At 72.7% G+C, this 23,741-nt stretch carries 22 protein-coding genes; 11 read left to right on the top strand and 11 right to left on the bottom strand.

Features of this window, described 5'->3' with window-relative positions:
• Window positions 1-200 precede the first annotated feature (200 nt).
• Window positions 201-1,664 (top strand): GNAT family N-acetyltransferase, encoded by a 1,464-nt coding sequence (locus tag ACWCQS_RS39780; RefSeq protein ID WP_451009014.1) that lies wholly within the window; start codon window positions 201-203, stop codon window positions 1,662-1,664.
• A gap of 857 nt (window positions 1,665-2,521) precedes the next feature.
• Here ACWCQS_RS39780 and ACWCQS_RS39775 read toward each other — a convergent pair.
• Window positions 2,522-3,724 (bottom strand): trans-sulfuration enzyme family protein, encoded by a 1,203-nt coding sequence (locus ACWCQS_RS39775; RefSeq protein WP_451009013.1) that lies wholly within the window; start codon window positions 3,722-3,724, stop codon window positions 2,522-2,524.
• Between the two features lie 60 nt (window positions 3,725-3,784).
• Between ACWCQS_RS39775 and ACWCQS_RS39770 the strand changes: the two genes are divergently transcribed.
• Both ACWCQS_RS39770 and ACWCQS_RS39765 read left to right on the top strand, forming a co-directional pair.
• Window positions 3,785-4,270, top strand: coding sequence for an Lrp/AsnC family transcriptional regulator (locus ACWCQS_RS39770; protein ID WP_351807920.1), 486 nt, complete (start codon window positions 3,785-3,787; stop codon window positions 4,268-4,270).
• 52 nt (window positions 4,271-4,322) lie between these two features.
• Window positions 4,323-6,014, top strand: coding sequence for a DUF885 domain-containing protein (locus tag ACWCQS_RS39765; RefSeq protein ID WP_451009012.1), 1,692 nt, complete (start codon window positions 4,323-4,325; stop codon window positions 6,012-6,014).
• A gap of 12 nt (window positions 6,015-6,026) precedes the next feature.
• Here ACWCQS_RS39765 and ACWCQS_RS39760 read toward each other — a convergent pair whose 3' ends face one another.
• The gene (locus tag ACWCQS_RS39760) at window positions 6,027-6,869 is read right to left on the bottom strand and encodes an SDR family oxidoreductase (protein WP_451009011.1); all 843 of its coding nucleotides are present in this window, start codon (window positions 6,867-6,869) and stop codon (window positions 6,027-6,029) included.
• 177 nt (window positions 6,870-7,046) lie between these two features.
• On the opposite strand from ACWCQS_RS39760, the gene ACWCQS_RS39755 reads away from it, so the two are divergent.
• The 4 genes from ACWCQS_RS39755 (at window position 7,047) to ACWCQS_RS39740 (ending at window position 10,767) form a co-directional block, all read left to right on the top strand.
• Entirely contained in the window at window positions 7,047-7,715 is a 669-nt protein-coding gene (locus ACWCQS_RS39755; RefSeq protein WP_451009010.1) for a hypothetical protein, read from the top strand.
• Window positions 7,716-7,883: 168 nt separating this feature from the next.
• Window positions 7,884-8,114, top strand: coding sequence for a ferredoxin (locus tag ACWCQS_RS39750; RefSeq protein ID WP_451009009.1), 231 nt, complete (start codon window positions 7,884-7,886; stop codon window positions 8,112-8,114).
• On the top strand, window positions 8,104-9,495 hold the full coding sequence (locus ACWCQS_RS39745; RefSeq protein ID WP_451009008.1) for an NAD(P)/FAD-dependent oxidoreductase: 1,392 nt from the start codon (window positions 8,104-8,106) through the stop codon (window positions 9,493-9,495). Before ACWCQS_RS39750 ends, ACWCQS_RS39745 begins: the two co-directional genes overlap by 11 nt.
• 33 nt (window positions 9,496-9,528) lie before the next feature.
• Window positions 9,529-10,767: a cytochrome P450 gene (locus tag ACWCQS_RS39740; protein ID WP_451009007.1), complete on the top strand. Its 1,239-nt coding sequence runs from the start codon at window positions 9,529-9,531 to the stop codon at window positions 10,765-10,767.
• Between the two features lie 18 nt (window positions 10,768-10,785).
• On the opposite strand, the gene ACWCQS_RS39735 is transcribed toward ACWCQS_RS39740, so the two are convergent.
• The gene (locus tag ACWCQS_RS39735) at window positions 10,786-11,301 is read right to left on the bottom strand and encodes an immunity 21 family protein (protein ID WP_451009006.1); all 516 of its coding nucleotides are present in this window, start codon (window positions 11,299-11,301) and stop codon (window positions 10,786-10,788) included.
• A gap of 26 nt (window positions 11,302-11,327) precedes the next feature.
• The gene (locus ACWCQS_RS39730; RefSeq protein WP_451009005.1) at window positions 11,328-11,804 is read right to left on the bottom strand and encodes a rhodanese-like domain-containing protein; all 477 of its coding nucleotides are present in this window, start codon (window positions 11,802-11,804) and stop codon (window positions 11,328-11,330) included.
• Window positions 11,805-11,898: 94 nt separating this feature from the next.
• Between ACWCQS_RS39730 and ACWCQS_RS39725 the strand changes: the two genes are divergently transcribed.
• Window positions 11,899-12,345 (top strand): Lrp/AsnC family transcriptional regulator, encoded by a 447-nt coding sequence (locus ACWCQS_RS39725; RefSeq protein WP_356030067.1) that lies wholly within the window; start codon window positions 11,899-11,901, stop codon window positions 12,343-12,345.
• Between the two features lie 14 nt (window positions 12,346-12,359).
• On the opposite strand, the gene ACWCQS_RS39720 is transcribed toward ACWCQS_RS39725, so the two are convergent.
• From ACWCQS_RS39720 to ACWCQS_RS39700, 5 genes are all read right to left on the bottom strand, one after another.
• On the bottom strand, window positions 12,360-15,350 hold the full coding sequence (locus tag ACWCQS_RS39720) for an AAA family ATPase (protein WP_451009004.1): 2,991 nt from the start codon (window positions 15,348-15,350) through the stop codon (window positions 12,360-12,362).
• On the bottom strand, window positions 15,347-16,510 hold the full coding sequence (locus ACWCQS_RS39715; RefSeq protein WP_451009003.1) for an exonuclease SbcCD subunit D: 1,164 nt from the start codon (window positions 16,508-16,510) through the stop codon (window positions 15,347-15,349). Before ACWCQS_RS39715 ends, ACWCQS_RS39720 begins: the two co-directional genes overlap by 4 nt.
• A gap of 106 nt (window positions 16,511-16,616) precedes the next feature.
• Window positions 16,617-17,243 carry a YigZ family protein gene (locus tag ACWCQS_RS39710; RefSeq protein ID WP_451009002.1) on the bottom strand — a complete coding sequence of 209 codons (627 nt, stop codon included), beginning with the start codon at window positions 17,241-17,243 and terminating at the stop codon, window positions 16,617-16,619.
• 187 nt (window positions 17,244-17,430) lie between these two features.
• On the bottom strand, window positions 17,431-17,973 hold the full coding sequence (locus ACWCQS_RS39705) for a SixA phosphatase family protein (protein WP_451009001.1): 543 nt from the start codon (window positions 17,971-17,973) through the stop codon (window positions 17,431-17,433).
• Window positions 17,970-18,812 (bottom strand): hypothetical protein, encoded by an 843-nt coding sequence (locus ACWCQS_RS39700; RefSeq protein WP_451009000.1) that lies wholly within the window; start codon window positions 18,810-18,812, stop codon window positions 17,970-17,972. The genes ACWCQS_RS39705 and ACWCQS_RS39700 overlap by 4 nt, the downstream gene beginning before the upstream one ends.
• Before the next feature lie 106 nt (window positions 18,813-18,918).
• Between ACWCQS_RS39700 and ACWCQS_RS39695 the strand changes: the two genes are divergently transcribed.
• The 3 genes from ACWCQS_RS39695 (at window position 18,919) to ACWCQS_RS39685 (ending at window position 22,471) form a co-directional block, all read left to right on the top strand.
• Window positions 18,919-19,326 carry a CoA-binding protein gene (locus ACWCQS_RS39695; protein ID WP_451008999.1) on the top strand — a complete coding sequence of 136 codons (408 nt, stop codon included), beginning with the start codon at window positions 18,919-18,921 and terminating at the stop codon, window positions 19,324-19,326.
• Between the two features lie 214 nt (window positions 19,327-19,540).
• Window positions 19,541-21,184, top strand: a complete 1,644-nt coding sequence (locus tag ACWCQS_RS39690) for an APC family permease (protein ID WP_451008998.1) — start codon at window positions 19,541-19,543, stop codon at window positions 21,182-21,184.
• A 63-nt stretch (window positions 21,185-21,247) separates the two neighbouring features.
• Entirely contained in the window at window positions 21,248-22,471 is a 1,224-nt protein-coding gene (locus tag ACWCQS_RS39685) for a 4-hydroxybenzoate 3-monooxygenase (protein WP_451008997.1), read from the top strand.
• 38 nt (window positions 22,472-22,509) lie between these two features.
• Here ACWCQS_RS39685 and ACWCQS_RS39680 read toward each other — a convergent pair whose 3' ends face one another.
• Entirely contained in the window at window positions 22,510-23,067 is a 558-nt protein-coding gene (locus ACWCQS_RS39680; RefSeq protein ID WP_451008996.1) for a YbaK/EbsC family protein, read from the bottom strand.
• A 32-nt stretch (window positions 23,068-23,099) separates the two neighbouring features.
• The gene (locus ACWCQS_RS39675; RefSeq protein ID WP_351807939.1) at window positions 23,100-23,672 is read right to left on the bottom strand and encodes an XRE family transcriptional regulator; all 573 of its coding nucleotides are present in this window, start codon (window positions 23,670-23,672) and stop codon (window positions 23,100-23,102) included.
• Between the last annotated feature and the right edge of the window lie 69 nt (window positions 23,673-23,741).

Below are 23,741 nucleotides of genomic sequence, written 5' to 3'. Positions count from 1 at the left end.
GAACTGCAGTCGCTCCTCGCGGTCTGGACCGGCGCCTGCCCCACCTGTCACCGCAACACGCCAGAACCGGTACCAACCTGACCAGGCCCTACTAGGAGCCAGCAGGCTCTAGAAAATGCTACAAAACGGACGGAGCATACTTTACCCATCGGTCACAAGCAGTTCGTGATCACGCAACACCCTTCCTTCACAGTGGCTGCATGACTCCAGAGATGTCTGATGTGACCCGGGCGAAGCATGGACGCCCCGTGCACCACTGGCGGCGGGACGTCGTCGAGCTCGCCGCGCTGTTCACGGCCGTCGCCGTCGCCGACGGGGTGGCGAACCTGGTCGGGCACGGCCCCGACGGCCCGGCCCTGCTGGTGATCTCGGCGCTTGTGCTGGCCGCGACGGCCGGCTTCCACACATGGTGGGCACGGCACCACGGACACGCACCGCCGACCCGTGATACAGGCGCCCGGCCGGCCGCCGAGACGCGGCAGGCCGGGCCCTCCGGATCCTCCGGGCAGCCGGGTGACGACGATGACACGGAGGACGTGGCCGACTCCGGTGCGCTGTGGCGGATGCGGACCACCGTGAAGGACGAACCGGGCTCGCTGGCGACACTGTGCACGGCACTGGCCGAGCGGCGTGTGGACATCCTGAGCCTCCAGACGCACCCGCTCGCCGACGGTACGGTGGACGAGTTCCTGCTGCGGGCGCCGCGCGCGCTGGAGGCGGCCGAGATCACCCGGGCGGTCTCGCAGGCCGGCGGAAAGTCGACGTGGATCGAGCGGGCCGACGCCCACGACCTGGTCGACGCCCCCACGCGGGTGCTCGGGCTGGCCGCGCGCACCGCGCTGGACGCCGCCGAACTGCCGCTGGCGCTGCGCCAGTTGCTGGGCCGGTGCACGATCCGCTCGCTGCCCGGGGCTCCGGCCGGCGGGGGCCGCGGACCCGAGCCGGTGCCGGTCGAGGGTGTGCTGGAGGACACCGTGATGCGGCTGCCGGCGCCGGAGGGCGGGGTGCTCACCGTGGAGCGGCCGTATCTGCCATTCACCCCCACCGAGTTCGCCCGGGCCCGGGCGCTGGTGGATCTCGACAACCGGCTCGGTCCGCGGATCCCGCGCGGCAAGGACGTGCTGACCCTGCCCGAGGGCAACGACATCACCGTCCGCCGGGTGGACACCGGGGACCTGACCGCGGCGAAGGCGATGCACGAGCGGTGCTCGCCGCGCACCCTCGGCATGCGCTACCACGGCCCTGTCGGCGACGCGGACCGCTATCTGAACCATCTGCTCAGCCCCCGTTTCGGCCGGACGCTGGCCGCGCAGACCACCTCCGGCCGCATCGTCGGCCTCGGGCACCTGCTGTGGGACGGCGACGAGACGGAGGTCGCGCTGCTGATCGAGGACGACTGGCAGCAGCGCGGCATCGGCGGTGAACTGCTCGGCCGGCTCGTGGCGATGGCCGTGGAGGCCGGCTGCGAGAGCGTATACGCCGTGACGCAGGCGTCCAACACCGGCATGGTCGCCGCGATGCGCGGCCTCGGCCTGCCCCTGGACTACCAGATCGAGGAGGGCACGCTCGTCATCACCGCCCGCCTGAACGCCGCACAGACCCCCGCCCGGCGGCCGTACGACACCGGCCTCCACCACCTCGGAACCCCGGCCCACCGAGACTGACGCGCGGCACACCCGCGACGACTCATTTTCGCGCCCCGGCCCCCCGCCCCCGGCCGGAACCGACGGGCAGGGGGCCGGACCGGGCCGACGGCATGGCGGCTGGCCGGGGCCGGCAGGCGGGCCAAGGTCTGCGGCCCGGGCCGGGGTCGGCGGCCGAGGCCAAGAGTGGCGGACGATCGGGGCCGGGCTCGGGTCCGAGGCCGACAGCCGGGCCAGGGTTGGCGTCCAGGCTCAGAGCCAGAGGCCGGGGGCCGATGGTCGGGGGCCGATGGTCGGGGGCCGATGGTCGGGGTAGGGCTCACGGCCGAGGCCGACAGCCGGGGCCAGGGCCGACGCCGGGACCGGGCACAGACCAGAACCCGCAGCCACGACCAACGTCCAGACCCAGACTCGAGACCGACAACCCGGACCAAGGCCGACGCCCGGGCCGGGCACAGACCAAAACCCGCAGCCACGACCAACGTCCAGACCCAGACTCGAGACCGACAACCCGGACCAAGGCCGACGCCCGGGCCGGGCACAGACCAAAACCCACAGCCACGACCAACGTCCAGACCCAGACTCGAGACCGACAACCCGGACCACGGCCGACGCCCTGACCGGGCACAGACCAAAACCCACCGCCAGGAGCAACGTCCAGGCTCAGGCCCGAGGACGACAACCCGCGCCCGGGATCTGCGGCCTGAGCCGGGATCTGCGGCCGGGGTCGGGATCTCCGGCCGGGCGAGTGTCGGCGGTCGGGCCCCGGGCGCGCCATATGGACGACCGGGCCGTCGACCCGCCGCGACGGCGACCAGCCACAACCGTGGTGTCCGGCGGTGTCCGACTCACCCGCGCCCGCCACCGGCCGTCACCCCTCAGTGCACCGCCTCCCGCAGTGGCACCGGCGTCCGGGCGGCGGGCTCGCCCAGCGCCTGGTCCAGGTCCGCCCACAGATCGGCCACGTCCTCCAGACCCACCGACAACCGCAGCAGCCGGTCGCTCACCCCCGCCCCGCGCCGGTCGTCGGCGTCGACGATGCGGTGGCTGATGGACGCGGGATGCTGGATGAGCGTGTCGACGCTGCCCAGGCTCACCGCCGGGGTGACGAGCCGGACCCGGGAGATGACCTCGTGCGGATCGCCGTGCACCTCGAAGGCGATCATCGCGCCGCCGATGCGCGGATAGTGGATGCGGGCCACGCGCGGGTCGGCGGCGAGCCGGCCGGCCAGTTCGGCGGCGGTCGCGGAGGCGGCCCGCACCCGCACCGGGAGCGTGGACAGTCCCCTCAGCAGCAGGTAGCCCGCCAGCGGATGCAGGACCCCGCCGGTGGCGAACCGTATCTGCCGTAGCCGGCCCGCGAACTCCTCGTCGCAGGCGACCACTCCGGCCAGCACATCGCCATGGCCGCCGAGGTACTTGGTGGCGCTGTGCAGCACCAGGCGGGCGCCGTGCTCGGCCGGGCGTTGCAGCACGGGCGTGGCGAAGGTGTTGTCGGCGAGCAGCGGAACCGAACCGCAGGCGTGCGCGACGGCCCGCAGATCTACCTCGGCGAGGGTCGGGTTGGCCGGGGACTCCACCATCACCAGGCCGGTGTCCGGGCGCAGCGCGTCGGCGATGCCGGCCGGGTCGGTCCAGGTGACCTCGGTGCCGAGCAGCCCGGCGGTCAGCAGATGGTCGCTGCAGCCGTACAGGGGCCGTACCGCGACCACATGGCGGAGGCCCATCGCCGAACGGGCCAGCAGGACCGCGCTCAGCGCCGCCATCCCGCTGGCGAAGGCGACCGCGGACTCGGTGCCCTCCAGGCGGGCCAGGGCGGTCTCGAAGCGACCGACGGTCGGGTTGCCGAGACGGCCGTAGACGGGCGGCCCGACCGGGTCGGCGCCGTCGGTGGCGAAGGCGTCGATGCGGGCGGCCTCACCGCGGCTGTCGTACGAGGGATAGGTGGTCGACAGGTCGATCGGCGGGGCGTGCAGGCCCTGGCGGGCGAGATCGTCGCGGCCGGCGTGCACGGCCTCCGTGTCCAGGGCTCTCGATGCGGTGCGTACGCCGTCGTAGGCACCGGTGCTCGCTGTGTCCATGCGCGGAAGGGTGAACAGTGAACGGTTCACGGGATTCGAACACCGTGCTACGTTCGGCCCATGGCCGAATCTGTCGTACTGGATCCGGTGGATCTTCATCTGCTGCGGCTGCTGCAGAACGACGCCCGGACCACCTACCGCGATCTCGCCGCGCAGGTGGGCGTGGCGCCGTCGACGTGTCTGGACCGGGTGACCCGGCTGCGCCGCTCGGGCGTGATCCTGGGCCACCAGCTGCGTCTGGATCCGGCCAAGCTGGGGCGCGGGCTCCAGGCCCTGCTGTCGGTGCAGGTACGGCCGCACCGGCGGGAGCTGGTCGGGCCGTTCGTGGAGCGGATCCGGGCTCTGCCGGAGACCTTGACCGTGTTCCATCTGACCGGGCCGGACGACTATCTGGTGCATGTGGCCGTCGCGGACATGGCCGACCTGCAGCGCCTGGTGCTCGACGAGTTCACCGCGCGGCGCGAGGTGGCGCGGGTGGAGACCCGGCTGATCTTCCAGCAGTGGGACTGCGGGCCGCTGCTGCCGCCCGGCCACGCCCAGAGCTGAATCCCCCCATACGTGGGTGACGGGGTGATCCTTCTCGTACGAGGATGGGCTCATGTCTGAGACCAAGAGCCCGCTGCCCCGTCAGGTGGCAGACGCGTACGTGGACGACCTCATCGCTCTCGACCCGGTCACCGGTACCTACCTCGGTGTGAAGGAGAGTTCGAGCCGGCTGCCCGACTACTCGCCCGCGGGCCGGGCGGCCCTCGCCGAGCTGGCGCGGACCACGCTCGCGAGGCTGGACGAGGCGGAGCGGCAGCCGGGGGCGGACAGTGACGCGGAGCGGCGCTGCGGGCGGCTGTTGCGGGAGCGGCTGACCGCCGAACTCGCCGTGCACGAGGCCGACGAGCACCTGCGCGCGGTCGGCAACATGGCCACGCCTGGCCACTCGGTGCGGGACATCTTCACGGTCACGCCGTCGCAGACGGACGAGGACTGGGCGGCGATCGCCGAGCGGCTGCGCGCGGTGCCGGGAGCGCTCGCGGGCTACCGTGAGTCGCTGCAACTGGGCCTGGACCGCAAGCTGTTCGCGGCGCCGCGGCCGACGGCGACGTACATCGAGCAGCTCACCGAGTGGACGGACACGGACGGCAAGGGCCGCGGCTGGTACGAGGACTTCGCCGCCGCCGGGCCCGAGGCGCTGCGCGCCGAGCTGGACGAGGCGGCCCGCGCGGCGACGGGCGCCCTGGTGGAGCTGCGGGACTGGCTGCGGGACGTGTACGCGCCGGCGATCGAGGGCGCCCCGAACACGGTGGGCCGCGAGCGGTACGCGCGCTGGTCCCGCTACTTCAACGGCACCGATCTGGACCTGGACGAGGCGTACGCGTACGGCTGGTCGGAGTTCCACCGCATCCTCGGCGAGATGAGGCAGGAGGCGGAGAAGATCCTGCCCGGCGCCGAGACCCCCTGGGTGGCGCTCGCGCACCTCGACGAGCACGGCCGGCACATCGAGGGCGTGGAGGAGGTGCGGGAGTGGCTGCAGGGCCTGATGGACAAGGCCATCCAGGACCTGGACGGCACGCACTTCGAACTCGCCGAGCGGGTGCGGAAGGTGGAGTCGCGCATCGCCCCGCCCGGCGGCGCCGCGGCCCCCTATTACACGCCTCCGTCGGAGGACTTCTCCCGCCCTGGGCGCACCTGGCTGCCCACCATGGGGCAGACCCGCTTCCCGGTCTACGACCTGGTCTCCACCTGGTACCACGAGGGCGTGCCCGGGCATCACCTCCAGCTCGCGCAGTGGGTGCACGTGGCGGAGAACCTCTCCCGCTACCAGGCGACCGTCGGCGGGGTCAGCGCCAATGCCGAGGGCTGGGCGCTGTACGCGGAGCGGCTGATGGACGAGCTGGGCTACCTCACGGATCCCGAGCAGCGGCTCGGCTATCTGGACGCGCAGATGATGCGGGCGGCCCGGGTGATCGTGGACATCGGCATGCACCTGGAGCTGGAGATTCCCGCGGACTCGCCGTTCCACCCCGGCGAGCGGTGGACGCCGGAGCTGGCGCAGGAGTTCTTCGGTGCCCACAGCAGCCGGCCGGCGGACTTCGTGGAGAGCGAGCTGACGCGGTATCTGACGATTCCGGGCCAGGCGATCGGCTACAAGCTGGGTGAGCGGGCGTGGCTGCTGGGCCGGGAGAAGGCGCGCGAGCGGCACGGCGACGCGTTCGACCTGAAGGCCTGGCACATGGCGGCGCTGTCGCAGGGTTCGCTGGGCCTCGACGACCTGGTGGACGAGCTGGCCCGGCTCTGACGTGCGGGGGCGTCAGCGCCGGAAGCCGCCTTCGGAGTTGATGACCTCCCCGGTGATCCAGCCGGCCTCGTCCGTGGCCAGCCACGCGATGAGGCGGGCCGGGTCGTCGGGGAGCCCCCAGCGTCCGCCGGGAAAGCGGGCGGCGACGGCGGCGTGGGCCTCGCCGGTGGCGTAACCGGTGTCCACCGGGCCGGGATTGACGGCGTTCACCGTGATGCCGTGCTCGGCCAGCGTGGCGGCCAGTGAGCGGGTGATCGAGGCGAGGGCGCCCTTCTGCAGGGCGTAGGCGATCTCGCCGGGCATGCCAGCGCCGAGGTCCTGTCCGGAGGTCATCAGCACCACCCGCCCGCCGGGAGCGCCGTCGGTCAGCCGGGCGCGCGAGCGGGCGTAGGCCTGGACGAGCAGCAGGACCGAGCGGGTGTCGACCGCCCAGTGCGCGTCGAGCATCGCGGCGTCGATCTCGTCCAGGGTGCCGTCCGAGCCGCTGAGGGCGTGGTTGGCGACGAGGATGTCCAGCCGGCCGAACTCACCGACGACCGTGTCGATCAGCCGCGCCGGCTCGGCCGGGTCGGCGAGGTCACCGGGTCCGGCGGCGACGCAGGCCCCAGGATCACCGAGCGCCTCACGCACGGAGCCGACGACAGCCTCGGGACTGTCGGCGCCCCACGGCATGGCGGCGTCGTGCGGCACATGGTGATGCAGATGCACACTCGCCCCGTACGCCGCCAACCGCCGCGCCACAGCATGCCCGATCCCGGCCCGCCGGCTCGCCCCGGTGACGAGAGCGGTACGGCCACGCAGGGGCAACGGGTCGCGGCGCAGCTCTTCCGGGGCGGGGGGAGTGTTTGCCGACATGGCGGATCACCTTAAGGGGGAGCGGGATCGGGGCGCGAGTGAATTGGGGCCCCCGCACCGCGCCCACCCCACCCCCACCCACCACCCATCGCTCCGCCGTCCGGCCGTGCCCGGTGGCGTGGGGCGGCGGGTGGGGGCTAGCTGGTGCCGGAGTCGATGCGGAGGAGGCGGGCCGGCATGCAGCGGAAGAGGTCGGCGCTGGAGACGCCGCGGGCCGCCGGGCTGGCCGGGGTCGTGTTCGCACTGCTGCTGACGGCGGCGATCGTCCTGGTCCGGCTGGGGATGCCCCAGGGCGCCGGCGCGATCACCGCCCAGGGGTTCACGAACTCCGCGCGGCGCAGCGCACTTGAGACGGCCCTCGCGCTCGTGCCGTTCGCCGGCATCTTCTTCCTGTGGTTCATGGGCACCATTCGGGCGCATGTCGGTGCGGCCGAGGACAGGTTTCTGGCCACGGTGTTCCTGGGCAGCGGCCTGGTCTTCACGGCCACGATGTTCGGCGCCGCCGCGGCGGCCGGTGCCGTCCTGTCCGTCGCGCACCCGGCCGGCACGGCACCCGCACCCGCGTCCTGGGACTTCGGCCGCCACTTCGCATACACGATGTTGGTGGGGTACGCGATGCGGATGGCGGCCGTCTTCGTGTCCGTCGTGTCGGTGATCGGCCACCATCTCGGTGTCCTGCCCCGCCCGATCATCGTCCTGGGCGGCCTCACCGCCCTGACGCTGCTCTTCGTGTCGGACAACGTTCCCTGGTCGGAGCTGGTCTTCCCGGCCTGGTCGCTGGTGCTCAGCGGTCACATCCTCCTGGCGAGCGCCGGCTCGCGCTCACGTGCCGCGCCTCGGTCATGACGGACCGGTCCGGCGCGGCCGACGTGGCGCCGACCCGGACGGGTTCCCCGACGGGCGATCTCGCCGCACCGGACCCATGCTGACAAACGGGACATGACCGCCGTCCGGGAATGCCGCGCGACACGGCCGGCGCGCACCGGACCTGGCCACCGGAAAGGCGGAGCGCCGATGCGGCTCGTCGTCGATCTCAACAAATGCCAGGGGTACGCCCAGTGCGCGTTCCTCGCTCCCGATGTCTTCGCGATGCACGGCGAGGAGTCACTGATCTACAACCCGCACGCCGGCGAGGAGCAGCGGGAACGGCTGGCCCGCGCCGTCGCCGCCTGCCCGGTGCAGGCGATCACCGCGGACGGTCTGGACGACACGGGAGACGCCCGGGAGGCGTCCGATGGCCGCTGATCACATCGACTGGCTCAGGCGCGAAGGCCGGATCGTGATCGTCGGCGCCTCGCTCGCGGGGCTGCGGGCCGCGGAGACCCTGCGTGCCGAGGGCTTCGCCGGCGAGCTGACCCTGATCGGCGACGAGCCGTACGAGCCGTACGACCGGCCACCGCTGTCCAAGTCCGTACTGCTGGGGATGGCCTCCCCGCACCGCACCGAGCTGCCGCACCGCCGGGAGATCGACGCCAAGTGGCGGCTCGGTGTCCCGGCGACCGGTCTGGATCTGACGGCCAAACGGGTCCGGCTGGCCGACGGCGACGAGGTGGAGTACGACCGGCTGCTCATCGCGACCGGCGTCCGCGCCCGGCCCTGGCCGAATGAGGACGAGGCCCGGCTGGACGGCGTCTGCCTGCTGCGGACCCGCGACGACGCGGCCGATCTGTACCAGCGGCTCAAGGCAGGTCCGCGCCGGGTGTTCGTCATCGGCGCGGGCTTCGCCGGTTCGGAGGTGGCGTCGGCCTGCCGGGAGATGGGGCTGCCCGTGACCGTGGCGGAGCGCGCCGCGGCACCGCTGGTGGGGGCGCTCGGCGGGGTGATCGGCGCCGTCGCCGCCGACCTGCAGACCGACAACGGGGTGGACCTGCGCACGCATGTCACGGTGACCTCGCTGGAGGGCGACTCGGCCGGCCGGGTGCGGGTGGTCCATCTGTCCGACGAGAGCGTCGTCGAGGCGGACGTGGTCGTGGTCTCGCTGGGCTCGCTGCGCAACACCGACTGGCTGGCCGGGTCGGGGCTGGGCGCCGGCCCCCGGGGCATCGCCTGCGACGCGGGATGCCGCGCCTTCGACTTCCGGGGCATCGTCACCGACGACGTCTTCGTGGCGGGTGACGTCGCGCGCTCCCCGCACGCGCTGTTCGGCTACCAGTTCCTCTCACTGGAGCACTGGGGCAACGCCGTCGCGCAGGCGGAGACGGCCGCGCACAACATGATCTGCCAGGGCGCCGACCGGCGGCCGCACCTGTGGATGCCCGCCTTCTGGTCGTCGATGTTCGGCGTGAACATCAAGTCGGTCGGCGTGCCGCCCATGGGTGACCAGCTCATGATCACGCAGGGTTCGCCGGCCGAACGCCGGTTCGTCGGCGTGTACGGCTACCAGGGCCGGATGATCGCCGCCGTGAGCTTCGACAACACCAGGTGGCTGGAGTTCTACGCGCGGCAGATCGAGCAGGGCGCGCCGTTCCCGGTGGGGCACCCGACGATGGACCGGCGTCCCGAGGGCAGACAGCCGGTGGCGGCCGACTTCCCCGACCCGTCCCTGCCGACCCACGGCCCCACCGTGACCCTCACCGGCTACTCGCCGGCCGACCAGCAGCTGGTCTTCCACCCCGCCCGGCACTGACCGCCGCCCGGCCCGACGCTTCAAGGACGTGTCATGACGCAGGACCCGTTGTTCCGTCGGATCACCGACTTCGCCAACCGCGCCAATCCGTACCCGCTGTACGAGGAGCTGCGCAAGACCCCGGTCCTGCACGAGGAGGAGGGCGGCCCGTACGTCTTCAGCTCGTACTACGACATCGAGGCCCTGCTGCACGATCCCCGAGTCAGCTCCGACTCCGCCAACCTCGCCGCCGCCGGAGAGGACCCACTGGCCCAGTCGGAGGAGACGGGGGGACTGCCGCCGTCCTTCCTGCGGCTCGACCCGCCGGAGCACGACCGGCTCCGGCGCATCGCCAACAGCGCCTTCGGGCCGCCGCACCGGCCGCGCCGGGTCGACGACATGCGCGGTGACATGGCGGCCATCGTCACCCAGCTGATCGACGGCTTCGGGGACGCGCGGCAGATCGACCTGGTCGACCAGTTCGCGTATCCCTTCCCCGTGACGGTGATCTGCCGGCTGCTCGGGGTGCCCCGGGAGGACGAGCCCCGGTTCCGCGCCTGGGTGGACCCGCTGGTGGCCAGCCTGGACCCGGAGGCGCGCGAGCACCCCGATCCCGAGTTCGTGAAGAAGGCGCAGGAAGCACGGATGCAGCTCGGGATGTACCTGGCCGGGCTGGTCGAGCAGCGCACCAAGGAACCCCGGGACGACCTGCTGTCCGACCTGGTCGACAGCAAGGGTCCGGACGGTGCCATGACGATGATGGAGGTACTGAGCACCGCGGTGCTGCTGCTGATCGCCGGTCACGAGACGACGGTCAACCTGATCACGAACGGCATGCTCACCCTGCTGCGCCACCCGGACGTCCTCCAGCGCCTGCGCCGGGATCCGGGCCTGTCGGTGCGGATCGTGGAGGAGTTGCTGCGCTACGAGCCACCCGTGCAGATCGTGCCGCAGCGCACCAACATCACCGACATCGAGGTGCGCGGGGTCACCATCCCCAAGGGTTCGCGGATCTGGCTGGTACTGGCCGCCGGCAACCGCGACCCCGAGCGGTTCAAGGACCCCGAGCGCTTCGACCCGGACCGCGAGGACATCCAGCACCTCGGCTTCGGCAGCGGCATCCACAGCTGCTTCGGCGCTCCGCTGGCCCGGCTCGAAACCCAGATCGCGCTGTCCGAACTTGCCCGGCGGCTGGAGAATCCCCGCCTGGTCGAGGACCCGCCGCCGTACCGGCAGAACGCCGTGCTGCGCGGCCCCCGGCATCTGAACATCGCCTTCGACAACCTGCGTTGACAGCCGTCGGCGGTCCGGTCAGTGATCGAGCCGTCTGAGCTGCACCAGCCCGACCCAGGTCTCGGGCCCCGGCTGCGCATACGCGGCGCGCACCGCGTACGTGCCCGGCTCCAGCGGCACCCTCAGGTGCGCGTTGCGGTCGGCCGCCGGGCCCGGCCAGGCCGAGTCGAACAGCAGCACCGGTCCGGGCACCCGCCAGTGCACCTCGCTCCCCCACACCGCCGCGTCCAGGGCGGCGGGGACACCGGCGAGGAGTTCCGCCTCCGAGTTCGCGGCAGACCACCGCACGAAGGTGGCGTGGTCCGGCAGGTACGAGGTGGCCGCGGGTTCGTCGCCGAAGACCAGGGCCGCGCTGTCGCCGACGGGCAGCAGGCCGACGTAACCGTCGACCTCGCACGCGCGGTCGTAGTCCGTGTCGAGTTCCTCGCTGTCGGCGCCGGCCCAGAACGGCAGCACCGTCTCCGGGACGGCTATCAGCGGGCCGCCGCCCGATTCCACCCACTCCAGCGCGCCTGGATCCGCGTATCGAGCCATGGGCAGAGAACCTACACGGGTGTCGATCAGCAGCCGCAATCGCCTTCGACGGGTGCGGTCAGCGGGTCGGCGTCGCGCTGTGCGCGCCCCTGCCAGGTCTCGTAGGCGAAGCCCTCGCGCACCCAGTACTCGAAGCCCCCCAGCATCTCCTTGACCTGGTAGCCGAGTTCGGCGAGGGCGAGGGCGGCGCGGGTGGCGCCGTTGCAGCCCGGGCCCCAGCAGTACGTCACCACCGGCACAGACTTGTCCAGGAGCTGCTCCGCCTGCTCGGGGATGAGCGCGGTGGGCAGGTGGACGGCGCCGGGGATGTGCCCCTGGTCCCAGGACTCGGTCGAGCGCGAGTCCACGACGACGAAGCCGGGGTCGCCGCCGGCCGCGAGCGCGGCGGCCACGTCGGAGACATCGGCGTGGAAGGCCAGGCTCGCCCGGAAGTGGGCGGCCGCCTCGGCGGGGGCCGCGGGCGCGACGCGCAGGACAGGGTTTTCCGTGGTCTTCGTGATCATGAGTGGAAATCTACGGCTCGCGGCCCGGTCCCTGAAGCAGGGATCCACGGCGTTCCCCTTGTCCAGGCCGGGATTTCCCTGCTATCCATCCGGGATGACCGTGTATTCCCCGGACGCCACCGACTGGCGCATCCTCGAGGTCCTCCAGCGCGAGGGCCGGGCCAGCTACGCCGAGCTGGCGCGGGCGGTCTCCATGTCGCCGAGCGCCGTCACCGAACGGGTCCGCCGGCTGGAGGAAGCGGGCGTGATCCAGGGGTACGCGGCGGTCGTGGACCCCGAGCGGCTCGGGCTGCCGATCCTCGCGTTCGTACGGCTGCGCTACCCGAACGGCAACTACAAGCCGTTCCACGACCTGGTGGCCGCGACGCCCGAGATTCTGGAGGCGCACCACGTGACGGGCGACGACTGTTTCGTCATCAAGGTCGCCGCCCGGTCCATGTCCCATCTGGAGGAGATCTCCGGGAAGATCGGCGCGCTGGGCTCGGTGACCACCAGCGTTGTGTACTCCTCGCCCCTGCCCCGGCGCGCACTGGGCCGCTGACGCCGGGCACCTGGTCAGACCCCCCGCTGCCGCAGCGCGGACCCCGATCTGCCCTTGACGACCTCCAGTTGGGCGTGGATGCGGCGGCGCAGGTCGGGGACGTGGCTGACGATGCCGACGCTGCGGTCGCGTTCGCGCAGGGAGTCCAGGACGTCGAGGACCTCGTCGAGGGTCTGGTCGTCGAGGCTGCCGAAGCCCTCGTCGATGAACAACGTGTCGAGGCGGACGCCGCCGGCTTCGTCGGTGACGACGTCCGCGAGGCCGAGGGCGAGGGCGAGGGAGGCGAAGAAGGTCTCGCCGCCGGACAGGGTGGCGGTGTCGCGTTCGCGTCCCGTCCAGGCGTCGACCACATGCAGCCCGAGCCCGCTGCGGCCGCGTCCGGTGCGGTCGTCGGAGTGGACGAGGGTGTAGCGGCCCGACGACATGCGCTGCAGCCGGGCGGTCGCGGCGGCGGCGACCTGCTCCAGGCGGGCCGCGAGCACATACGACTCCAGGCGCATCTTGCGTTCGTTGTCGGCGGAGGTGCCCGCGGTGAGGGCGGCGAGGCGGGCGACCCGGTCGTACTCCTCGCGGAGCGGGGCGAGCCGTCGGACGGCCTCCCCGGCGCGCGCGGAGAGGCGGTCCAGCTCGGCGCAGCAACGGGCCGCCGCATCGCGTGCGGACGCCGCCTCGCGCAGCCGGTGTTCGGCCGTGGCGGCCGCGCGCTCGGCCGTGGCCGGGTCGGCGGGCGGGCGCTGGGCGGCGGCCGCGGTGTCGGCCTCCGCCAGTACCGCGCGTACGGCGGCCTCCTCGGCCTGCCAGGCGTCCAGGCGGTGCTGCAGTTCGCGGTGGGCCGCCGCGTCCAGGAGAGCGCCGGCCGCGGCCTGCGGGGTGTCGAAGCCGGCCCGGTAGGCGGCGTCGGCGAGGCGGGCGTCGGCGTCCTTCAGTCGCTGGGCGGCGTCCTCGGCGGCGCGCACGGCGTCGGCGGCGTCGGTCAGCAGCGCCGTCTGCCGCTCCAGTTGCGCGGCACGTGCCGCCACACTGCCGGAGTTGCCGCGCGCCTTGGTCAAGGTCTCTTCCAGTTGGGCCTGTTCGCGCTCCAGGGTCTCGCGCCGGGTGAGCCGGGAGGCGGCCCGTACGGCGGCCTGCTGGCGGTCGGCGAGGCGCTGTTCGCGCTCGTGCTCGGCGCGCCGCAGCTCCTCGTGGGCGGCGTGCAGCGCGGAGGCGTCGCGCCGGGCACGGGCGTACTCGTGCTCCAACTGCGCGCTCGCCTCCTCAAGTTGGGTGGTGGGCGTGTCTCCGGCCTCGGCGGTGGCGGCGGCCAGGGCCTCGCGGACGACGCCGAGCCGCCGCTCGTCCTCGGCGTGCTGCTCCTCGGCGCGCCGGCAGTCGGCCAGGGCCCGGTCCTCGGTCTCCCGGTCGACGTGTCCGGCGACCTTGCGGGCCGGCGCCGGGTGTTCGGTGGCTCCGCAGACCGCGCAGGGCTCGCCGTCGGTGAGGTGGGCGGCCAGTTCGGCGGCGATGCCGTTCAGGCGCTGTTCCTTGAGGTCCAGCCAGTGGGCGCGGGCGTCGAGGGCGCGCTGACCCGAGGCGGCCGCCTGCAGCCGGGCCCTCTCCAGGTCGGCGGCCAGCTGGTCCCGGGTGCGGGCCGCTTCGAGGCGCCCGCGCATCGGTTCCCGCTGGACGGCGAGCTGTTCGGCGCGGGTGGCGGCCTCCTGGGCGGAGTCGACGCGGGACTGCAGCGCCGCGCGGGTGGCGTCCCAGCCGTCGAGCCAGGCCTCGGCCTCGCGGAGCACGTCCTCGTCCGCTCGCTCCTGGCGGTCGAGCCCGGACCGCTCCTCGGTCAGTTCGGCGAGCCGCCGCTCCGCCCGCCGGGCCGCGTCCAGACCGCCCAGCTCCTCGGCGGCCCGGCGGGCGGCGGCGGCGAGTCCGGCCGCGCCCGCGTCGGCGTAGGACTCGGGGAGCATGCCACGCGTGCGTGCCTCGGCCGCGGCCGTCCTGCGGTGCTCCTCCTCGGCGGCCTCGCGCAGCTCCAGCGCGGGCGCGACCGCCTCCGCCTTGCGGGACCGCTCCATGCGCCGCTGGGCCTCGTGATGGGCGCCCGCCCGCTCCTGGAGCCGCTCGGCGCGCTGCCGGGCCTCGGCGAACCGGCTCTGCAGACGGGCGAGTTCGCGCACGTCGTCCAAGCCGCGCCGGGTCTCGGCGTGGGCCGACTCGGCGGCGGCGAGCCGGCAGTGGGCGACCGTGAGGCGTTCGCGGGCGGTGGCTCGGGCGACCGCGGCGGCGCCGAGGACGGCGTCGGCCAGGCCCGGGTCACCGGGAGCCAGCTCGGGCAGCTCCATGGCGTCGCCGGCCTCCTGCTGCATGCGGTGGGCGTCGGCGAGCAGCGCCGCGTCGCCTTCCCGCACGCGTGCCTCGGTGGCGCGGCGGCGCTCGGCGAGTCGCTTCTCGACGTCGGCGAAGCGCTGGGTGTCGAAGAGGCGGCCCAGCAGCCGGCCGCGGGCCTCGGCGTCGGCGCGCAGGAAGCGGGCGAAGTCGCCCTGGGGCAGCAGCACGACCTGGCAGAACTGCTCGCGGCTCATGCCGAGCAGCTGGGTGATCTCCTCGCCGATCTCCTGGTGGGAGCGGCTGCGGTCCTTCCAGGCCCCGGCCGCGGCGTCGTACTCGCGCAGCCAGGTCTGGGCCTTGTCGACGGTCGTACCGGCGCCGCGCAGTTTGGGCCGCTCCCAGGGCGGTTGCCGGGTGATCTCCAGGCGGCGGCCGGCGACGGTGAGGTCGAGGCGGACCTCGGTGCGGGTGCGCGGCTCGGCGTGGTCGCTGCGCAGGTGCATGCCCTGGCCGCTCTGCCGGGCGCCGGGGACGGAGCCGTACAGGGCGTAGCAGACGGCGTCCAGGACGGAGGTCTTGCCGGCGCCGGTGGGGCCGTGCAGCAGGAAGAGTCCGGCGGCGGACAGGGCGTCGAAGTCGATGCTCTGGGAGCCGCCGAAGGGCCCGAAGGCGGTGATGTCGAGCCGGTGGAGCCTCACCGGGCCACCTCCCGTACGGCGGCGTCGGCGCGCATGGCGTCGAAGGCCTCGCGCAGCACGGCCGCCTCCCGTTCGTCGGGCCCGGCGCCGCGCACATGGGCGACGAAGTCCTGGGCGATCTGCTGGTCGCTGCGGCCCGCGAGACGCCGGGCGTAGGACACCTGGGGGTCGTCCGGGCCGCGCTCGGGGGCGAAGACGAGGCTGAGGGTGTGCGGGAAGCGCTCGGTGAGCCGGGCCATGGGTTCGGCGGGACGCACCGGGTCGGTGAGGGTGGCCTCGACCCAGGCGTCCTCGTGGCGGGCCAGTGCGGGGTCGGCGAGGAGGTCGTCCAGCGTGCCCTTGATGCGGGCCAGCGGGCGCGGCACCGGGCAGTCGACGCGCTCGGCGGAGACGGAGCCGTCGGGCCCGAGGTCGATCAGCCACATGCTCTTGCGGTGGTCGGCCTCGGAGAAGGAGTAGGCGAGCGGGGAGCCGGAGTAGCGCACGCGCTCGGTGAGGGCCTGGCAGCCGTGCAGATGGCCGAGCGCCACATAGTCGACACCGTCGAAGACCCCGGCCGGTACGGCGGCGACCCCGCCGACGGTGATGTCCCGCTCGCTGTCGCTGGCCTCACCGCCGGTGACGAAGGCGTGGGCCAGGACGACCGAGCGGGTGCCCGGCCCGCGGCCGGCGAGGTCGGCGCGGACCCGGTCCATGGCGGCGCCGAGCACGGCCTCGTGTCCGGCCTTGTCCACCGCGAACTCGTCCTTCACCAGGGCCGGTTCGAGGTAGGGCAGACCGTAGAAGGCGACGTCGCCGTGTGCGTCGGTGAGCACCACGGGGGTGCCGGCGGCCGACGGTTCGGTGCGCAGGTGGATGCCGGCGCGGTCGATGAGTCCGGCGCCGACGCCGAGGCGGCGGGCGGAGTCGTGGTTGCCGGAGATCATCACCGTGGGCACACCGAGGTCCGCGAGGCGGTGCAGGGCGTCGTCGAACAGCTCGACCGCGGCGAGCGGGGGCACCGCGCGGTCGTACACATCGCCCGACACGACCACCGCGTCCACCTCGCGCTCGCGCACGGTGGTGACGAGGTGACCGATGAACTCGGCCTGGGCCCCGAGCATGTTCACCCGGTGGAAGGCCCGGCCGAGATGCCAGTCGGACGTGTGCAGGAGTCTCATGATCCCCGAGACTAACGGCCGGGTCTGACATCACGGGCGGTTACTCCCGTATCGACCCGACACAGCCGGTCAACTATGGCCGCATTTGCCCGACCGGGGCGGTATGTCAGGCATCTCCGTAGGCCTCGCCGCCCAGTTCGAACCCTGCCGTGCCCGCCGTCGCATCGGCGAGCCAGGCACGGAAGGCTGCCACGTCCGCGTCCGGCAGGCCGATCTCGATGGTGACCGCCTCGGCGTAGCGGACGTCCCGCACCTCGCGTCCGGTGGCGCGCAGGTCGTTCTGGACCTTGCCGGCGCGCTGGTGGTCGACGGTCACCGTGGCCAGCCGGAAGCGGCGCCGGGTGATCGTGCCGAGGGTGTCGAGGGCCTCGCCGACGGCGCCGCCGTAGGCCCGGATGAGTCCGCCGGCGCCGAGCTTGACGCCCCCGTAGTAGCGGGTGACGACCGCGACGACGTAGCGCATCTCACGGCGCAGCAGCATCTGGAGCATGGGGACGCCGGCGGTGCCGCCCGGTTCGCCGTCGTCGCTGGCCTTCTGCACGGAGGCATCGGCGCCGATGACGTACGCCCAGCAGTTGTGGGTCGCGTCGGCGTGCTCCTTGCGCACGGAGGCGATGAAGTCCTGCGCCTCCTGCTCGGTGGCGGCCGGGGCGAGGGCGCACAGGAAGCGGGAGCGGTTGATCTCGATCCCGTGCACGCCCGCGCGGGCGACTGTGCGGTACTCGTACTGCATCCCGCAAGCCTATGTGCTGACACGGAGTGGGCGGCGACGGGCGCATGCCGACGATGGGGGCACGGACGACGGTCGGGTACGCGCGCGCAGCCGGTGGTCACGGCGCGGGCGCGCACGCGCGCGTGGGCCTACTTCGTGGTTGCCGGAGATCCGGACCAGCGGCGGCCGCGCGCACGCGCGCGTGGGCCTACTTCTTCTTCCCGCGTGCCACGATCAGCGAGGTCAGGAGGGCGGTGCCGGCGCCGAGGGCGGGCCAGCCGGTGCCGTGCCAGGACAGGACGGCGATGGCGGACGTGGGGAACTTCGTCCGCACCCGCTCCAGCGTGTCCTCCAGACCGTCCCGCGCCAGCTCCAGGACGAGTTCCTCGAGACCGGGGTTGTGCCCGACCAGCAGGAGCGTCTCGACCTCGGGCGGCGCCTCGTGGACCACCTCCAGGAGTTCCGGTACGCCGGCCGCGTACAACCGCCGGTCGTAGCGCACCGGCGGCGGAGTGCCCCACTCGGCGGAGGCCAGCTCCCAGGTGCGGCGGGCGCGCACGGCCGGGGAGCACAGGGCGAGGTCGGGCAGGCAGTCGGCCTCGGCGAGGGCGCGTCCGGCGGCCGGGGCGTCGCGCAGCCCACGCGGCGCGAGCGGCCTGCGGTGGTCCTCGACGCCCTCGGGCCAGGCGGACTTCGCGTGCCGCAGGACCACCAGCCGGCGCAGCGAGCCCCTGCCCGCCCGCGTGATCACGCCGGGCTCCCGAGGTCGCGGGCGAGGTCGAGGGCCAGCAGCCGGTCGGCGTACACGTAGGTCTCGAACCGGGCTCCGTCGGGCAGGTCCGGGGCGCTCTCCACGTCCCGCAGCACCGCCAGCACTCCGGGCAGGTCGAGATCGTCCTCCCACGCGGAGCGCAGCCGCGCCCGCACCTCGTCGGGCACGGGCCGCGAGGGCTGCCGCGCCCACCCCGCCACTGCCCGCCGCCACCGGTCCAGCCGCCCGGCGACCTCCTCCAGCACGGCGAGGCCCAGCCGGACCGGCTCACCACGCGGCACGCGGAGCAGCGCGAGCCGAAGGGCAGCGGGGTCGGAGAGACCGGAAAGGAGGTCCGGGAGCGTGGGGTGTGCAGCGGGCTCGGGGACGTGCCCCGCGACGGGATCCGCCCCCGGGCCGCCCACCGGCTCCCCCGTCCACTCCACCGGCGCCACCCACGCCACCGGCCCCCCGCCGGGGGTGTCCGGGATTTCGGTGGTCACGTGGATCGTCTGCGCCTCCCCGAGGCCCGGCGTGACGTCGTGGGCGTCCTCGAAGGGGCGGATGGCCAGGGTGGTCGCGGCGGTGCGGAGGCCGACGGGGCCGTGGGGTGCGGCGAGGGTCGCCCAGACCGGTGTGCCGCCCAGTTCCAGGGCGCGGACGAGGAGGTCGGCGGTGAGCAGCACCCGCAGGGAGGTCGGGCCGGGGCCGGAGGCGTGGGCCTCGATGCGGGTAAGGCCGCGGCGGGCGGGCGCGGCGGGGACGGGCTCGCCGGTTCGGGCGTCGAGGATGCGCAGCACGGGCTGAGCGTAGGCGGGTGGACGGTCGTACGCAGGCATCTTGTGTCCATTCCGGACATGGTGGCGAGGCGGCGGGCCGGGAATCCGGACCTGCCGGGGTGCTGTTGCCCAGGGGAACAGTTTCCCGCAGCCCCGAGGAGGCGGCGTGTACGGCGACGAAGCGACGATCCGCAGGATCCTGACCGAGCTGGGCGACACCTGGGCGGTGGTCGGTCTGTCCGGCAACCGGAGCCGGGCCGCGTACGGGGTGGCGCAGGTGCTCCAGCGGTACGGCAAGCGGATCGTGCCGGTGCACCCCAAGGCAGAGACCGTGCACGGTGAGCAGGGCTACGCCTCCCTCGCGGACATCCCCTTCGAGGTCGACGTGGTCGACGTCTTCGTCAACGGCGGCCTGGCCGGCGCGGTGGCCGACCAGGCGGTGACCAAGGGCGCGCGGGCGGTATGGTTCCAGCTCGGTGTCGTGGACGAGGCCGCCTACGAGCGCACACGGACGGCAGGTCTCGACATGGTCATGGACCGGTGTCCGGCCATCGAAATTCCCCGTCTGGGCTAACGAATCTCTCCTTCTACTCACAATTGGTCGCTGAATATTGACATTCCGACTAGGCATCTGACCTGTGACAAGTCAGTGACCGAGTGTGCGCCCAAGACACCGAAGATCCCAGGTCAAAATTTGGTTAACACTCTTTTGCTCACTCGGAAAGCATCCCTAGCCTGTGGCCTCCTTGCTCGTAAACGCTGCGTATAGATCTGAGAGGCCACTAGACATGGCGAAAGTCGACCAGGCTGCTACGCCGGTAGCCACAAGCGACACCGGCGGCGGCCTGCGCCGCGATGTGGGGCTCATCGGCCTGATGTGGGCTTCGGTGGGTTCCATCATCGGCTCCGGCTGGCTCTTCGGTGCCGAGAAGGCGGTCACGGCGGCTGGCCCCGCGGCGATCATCTCGTGGGTGATCGGTGCCGTGGCGATCGTGCTGCTCGCCCTCGTGCACGCCGAGCTCGGCGGAATGTTCCCGGTTGCGGGCGGTACCGCCCGTTACCCGCACTACGCCTTCGGCGGTCTGGCGGGTATGTCCTTCGGCTGGTTCTCCTGGCTGCAGGCCGCGACGGTGGCCCCGATCGAGGTCGAGGCCATGATCGGCTATGCCAAGCACTGGCACTTCGCCGACGGACTGCAGAACGCGAACGGCACGCTCACCACCAGCGGCATCGTCGTCGCGGTGCTCCTCATGGCCGTGTTCGTCGCGGTCAACTTCCTGGGCGTCCGCGTTCTGGCCCACACGAACAGCGCCGCCACCTGGTGGAAGATCGCGGTCCCGCTCGCGGCGATCTTCATCATCGCGATCGGCAACTTCCACCCGGCCAACTTCACCTCCGAGGGCTTCGCCCCGTTCGGCGCCAAGGGCGTCCTCACCGCGATCAGCTCCAGCGGCATCATCTTCGCGCTCCTCGGCTTCGAGCAGGCCATCCAGCTGGCCGGCGAGAGCCGCAACCCCAAGCGTGACCTGCCGCGCGCGACGCTCGGTTCGGTCGCCATCGGCGCCACGATCTACGTCCTGCTCCAGGTCGTGTTCATCGCCGCCCTGCCGCACGCCTCCTTCGCCAAGGGCTGGGCGAACCTGGCCTACGCCGGCATCAGCGGCCCCTGGGCGGGTCTCGCCTCGCTGGTCGGCCTGGGCTGGCTGGCCTGGGTCCTGTACGCCGACGCGATCATCTCCCCCGGCGGCACCGGCCTGATCTACACCACCGCCACGTCCCGTATCTCCTACGGCCTGGCCAAGAACGGCTACGCGCCGAAGGTCTTCGCCAAGACCGACTCGCGCGGTGTGCCGTGGTTCGGCCTGGCGATGTCGTTCGTGACCGGTGTGGTCTGCTTCGCCCCGTTCCCGAGCTGGCAGACGCTGGTCGGCTTCATCACCTCGGCGAGCGTGCTGATGTACGCGGGTGCCCCGCTGGCCTACGGCGTCTTCGCCGACCGGCTGCCGAACCACGAGCGTCCGTACAAGCTGCCCTTCGGCAACATCATCTCGCCGCTGTCCTTCGTGGTCGCCAACCTGATCATCTTCTGGTCCGGCTGGGACACCCTGTGGCGCCTGGGCTTCGCGATCCTGATCGGCTACGTGCTGCTCGGCTCCTACGCCTGGTACGCGATCCGCAAGGAGCTGCCCAACGCGCCGCGGCTGGACTTCAAGGCCGCGCAGTGGCTGCTCCCCTACCTGGCGGGCATCGGCGTGATCTCCTACCTGAGCACCTTCGGCGGTAACGGTGACCTGCCGCTGTGGTGGGACATCCTGGTCGTCGCGGTGTTCTCGCTCGGCATCTACTACTGGGCCAAGGCGACCGCCTCCAAGCCCGAGCAGATCGAGCGCGACATCGAAGAGGTCGTCGTCACCGACACCCCCGCCCACTGACCCCCTCCCCCCTGGTGTCCCGTCGGCCGGATCCGGCTGACGGGACACCGTCATAATGCGGGGATGATCTCCCCTTCCCCCCACCTCCACTCCGCGCCCGAGGAACGCCGTACGATCGTCGTCGTGGGCGCCGGGCCTGCTGGGCTCACCGTCGCCGGCATCCTGCGGGCCGCCTCCGTCGACTGCGTCGTCCTGGAGACCGAGAGCAGGCAGTTCATCGAGACCCGGCCCAGGGCCGGTGTCATCGAAGAGTGGGCGGTGCGTGAACTCGGCCGGCGCGGACTGTCCGAACGGCTCCCGGAGCGGGCCGAGTCGCACAGCGCCTGCGAGTTCCGCTTCGACGGCGAGCGGTACCGCTTCCCCTACGCCGACCTGACCGGCAGCCGTCACTACGTCTACCCGCAGCCGTTGCTGGTGACGGACCTGGTGCGGGAGTACGCCGAAGCACGCGGCGGCGACATCCGCTTCGGCGTGCGTGACGTCACGCTGCACGACCTGGGCTCCGACCGGCCCGCGGTCTCGTACCGGTGCCCGGACACGGGTGAACGGCGGCTGCTGCGCTGCGACTTCGTCGCGGGCTGCGACGGGGCGCGCGGGGTGACCCGGGACGCGATACCCGTCGAGCGCCGGCGCATCGCACGGCAGGACGACGGCATCGGCTGGCTGGCGCTGCTCGCGGAGGTCCCGCCGTCGACGGACTGCGTCCTGTTCGGCGTCCATCCGCGCGGTTTCGCCGGCCAGATGCCCCGCAGCCCGGAGCTGACCCGGTTCTACCTCCAGTGCCCGCCCGGCGACGATCCGGACAACTGGCCGCACGACCGGGTCTGGACCGAGCTGCGCGAGCGGCTCGGCGCGGCCGGAGCGCCCCCGCTCACCGAGGGCCGGCTGATCGAGAAACGCGTCCTGGACATGCACCACTATGTCGTCGAACCCCTGAGCCACGGGCGGCTGTTCCTGGCCGGCGACGCCGGTCACCTGGTCGCGCCCATCGCCGCGAAGGGCATGAACCTCGCCCTGCACGACGCCTTCCTGCTCGGTGACGCGCTCGCGGCCTGCGTCACCAAGGGCGACGGCAGCGGCCTGGACGGCTACTCGACGGCCTGTCTGCGCCGGGTGTGGGACTACCAGGAGTTCTCGCAGTGGCTGTCGGACATCTATCACGGTGTCGCGTCCGGCGATCCGTTCCGCGCCGGCACCACACTGGCCCGGCTGCGCCGCCTGTTCACCTCACCGGCCGCGGCGGCGGCCTTCGCCGAGCAGTACCTCGGCACCGCCACCGCCTACTGAATCCCGCCATGGGCCGGGCCATGCGAGGGGCAGCCGCCTCAGGCGACCCCGAGGCCCTCCAGCACCACGGCGCCCGGCAGTTCCGCGAGGGCCTTGCCGGGCACCAGCAGCTTGCCGCGCCGGCGTCCGCTGCCGACGAGGACGTAGGGAAGGTCCACGACGGCCGAGTCGATCAGCAGCGGCCAGCCGGCGGGCAGTCCGACCGGGGTGATGCCGCCGTACTCCATGCCGGTCTCGCCGGTCGCCGTCTCCATCGAGGCGAACGAGGCCTTGCGCGCGCCGAGTTGGCGTCGGACCACGCCGTTGACGTCGACCCGCGTGGTGGAGAGCACCAGGCACGCGGCGAGGGTGGTCTCGCCGCCCCGCTTGCCGGCGACCACCACACAGTTCGCCGACTGCTCCAGCAGCTCGCGGCCGTAGTGCTCCACGAAGACGGCGGTGTCGGCCCAGCGCGGGTCCGTCTCGACGTAGAGGACGCGGTCGGCGGGGATCACACCCCGCCAGTTGCGTACGGCGTCGGCGACCGGGGCGGTCAGCTCCTCGAGGCAGTCCGGGACAGGGGTGGCGGTGTCGAAGTCTCCGATGGGTGCGCGCATGGCCGCACGCTAACAGGCCGCCGGAGTGCGGTTCAGCGCACGGGCGGCACGGAGACGGCCATCACCATCTCCATCGGTACGTCACCCTCGTTGCCGTAGGTGTGCGAGGTGCTCGCCTCGAACGTGGCGCTCGCGCCGGTCGGCACCAGGTGCTTGACGCCGTCCACGGTGAGGGTCAGTTCGCCCGCGGTGACATGGACGAGTTCCACGGTGCCCACGGGGTGCGGCTCGGAGGGGCTCTGCTCGCCGGGCATCAGCCGCCAGTCCCACATCTCCAGCGGTCCGGGCGCCTCCGTGCCGGCGAGGAGGCGGTTGTAGCTGCCGGCGTCCGTGTGCCACAGCCGTACGGCCTGTTCGGCGGGGACGATGCGGACGGTGGGGCCCTGTTCGTAGTCGAGCAGGGTGGTGATGCTGATGCCGAGCGCGTCGCCGATCTTGACGACGGTGCCGATGCTGGGGTTCGTCCGCGCCTGCTCGATCTGGATGAGCATGCCGCGGCTGACGCCCGCGCGGGCCGCGAGCGCGTCCAGGGTGAAGCCGCGCTCGGTGCGCCAGCGCTTGACGTTGCGCGCCAGGGACTGGGTCAGCAGGTCGAGGTCCGACACATCACGTCCATCGATGAGGGTTCAATATATGGGATGACGGGGTTCACTTGACTGAACTACGGTGTGGTG

The organism is Streptomyces sp. NPDC002076, assembly GCF_053593835.1.
This window is presented reverse-complemented; position numbering and strand designations above follow the sequence as displayed.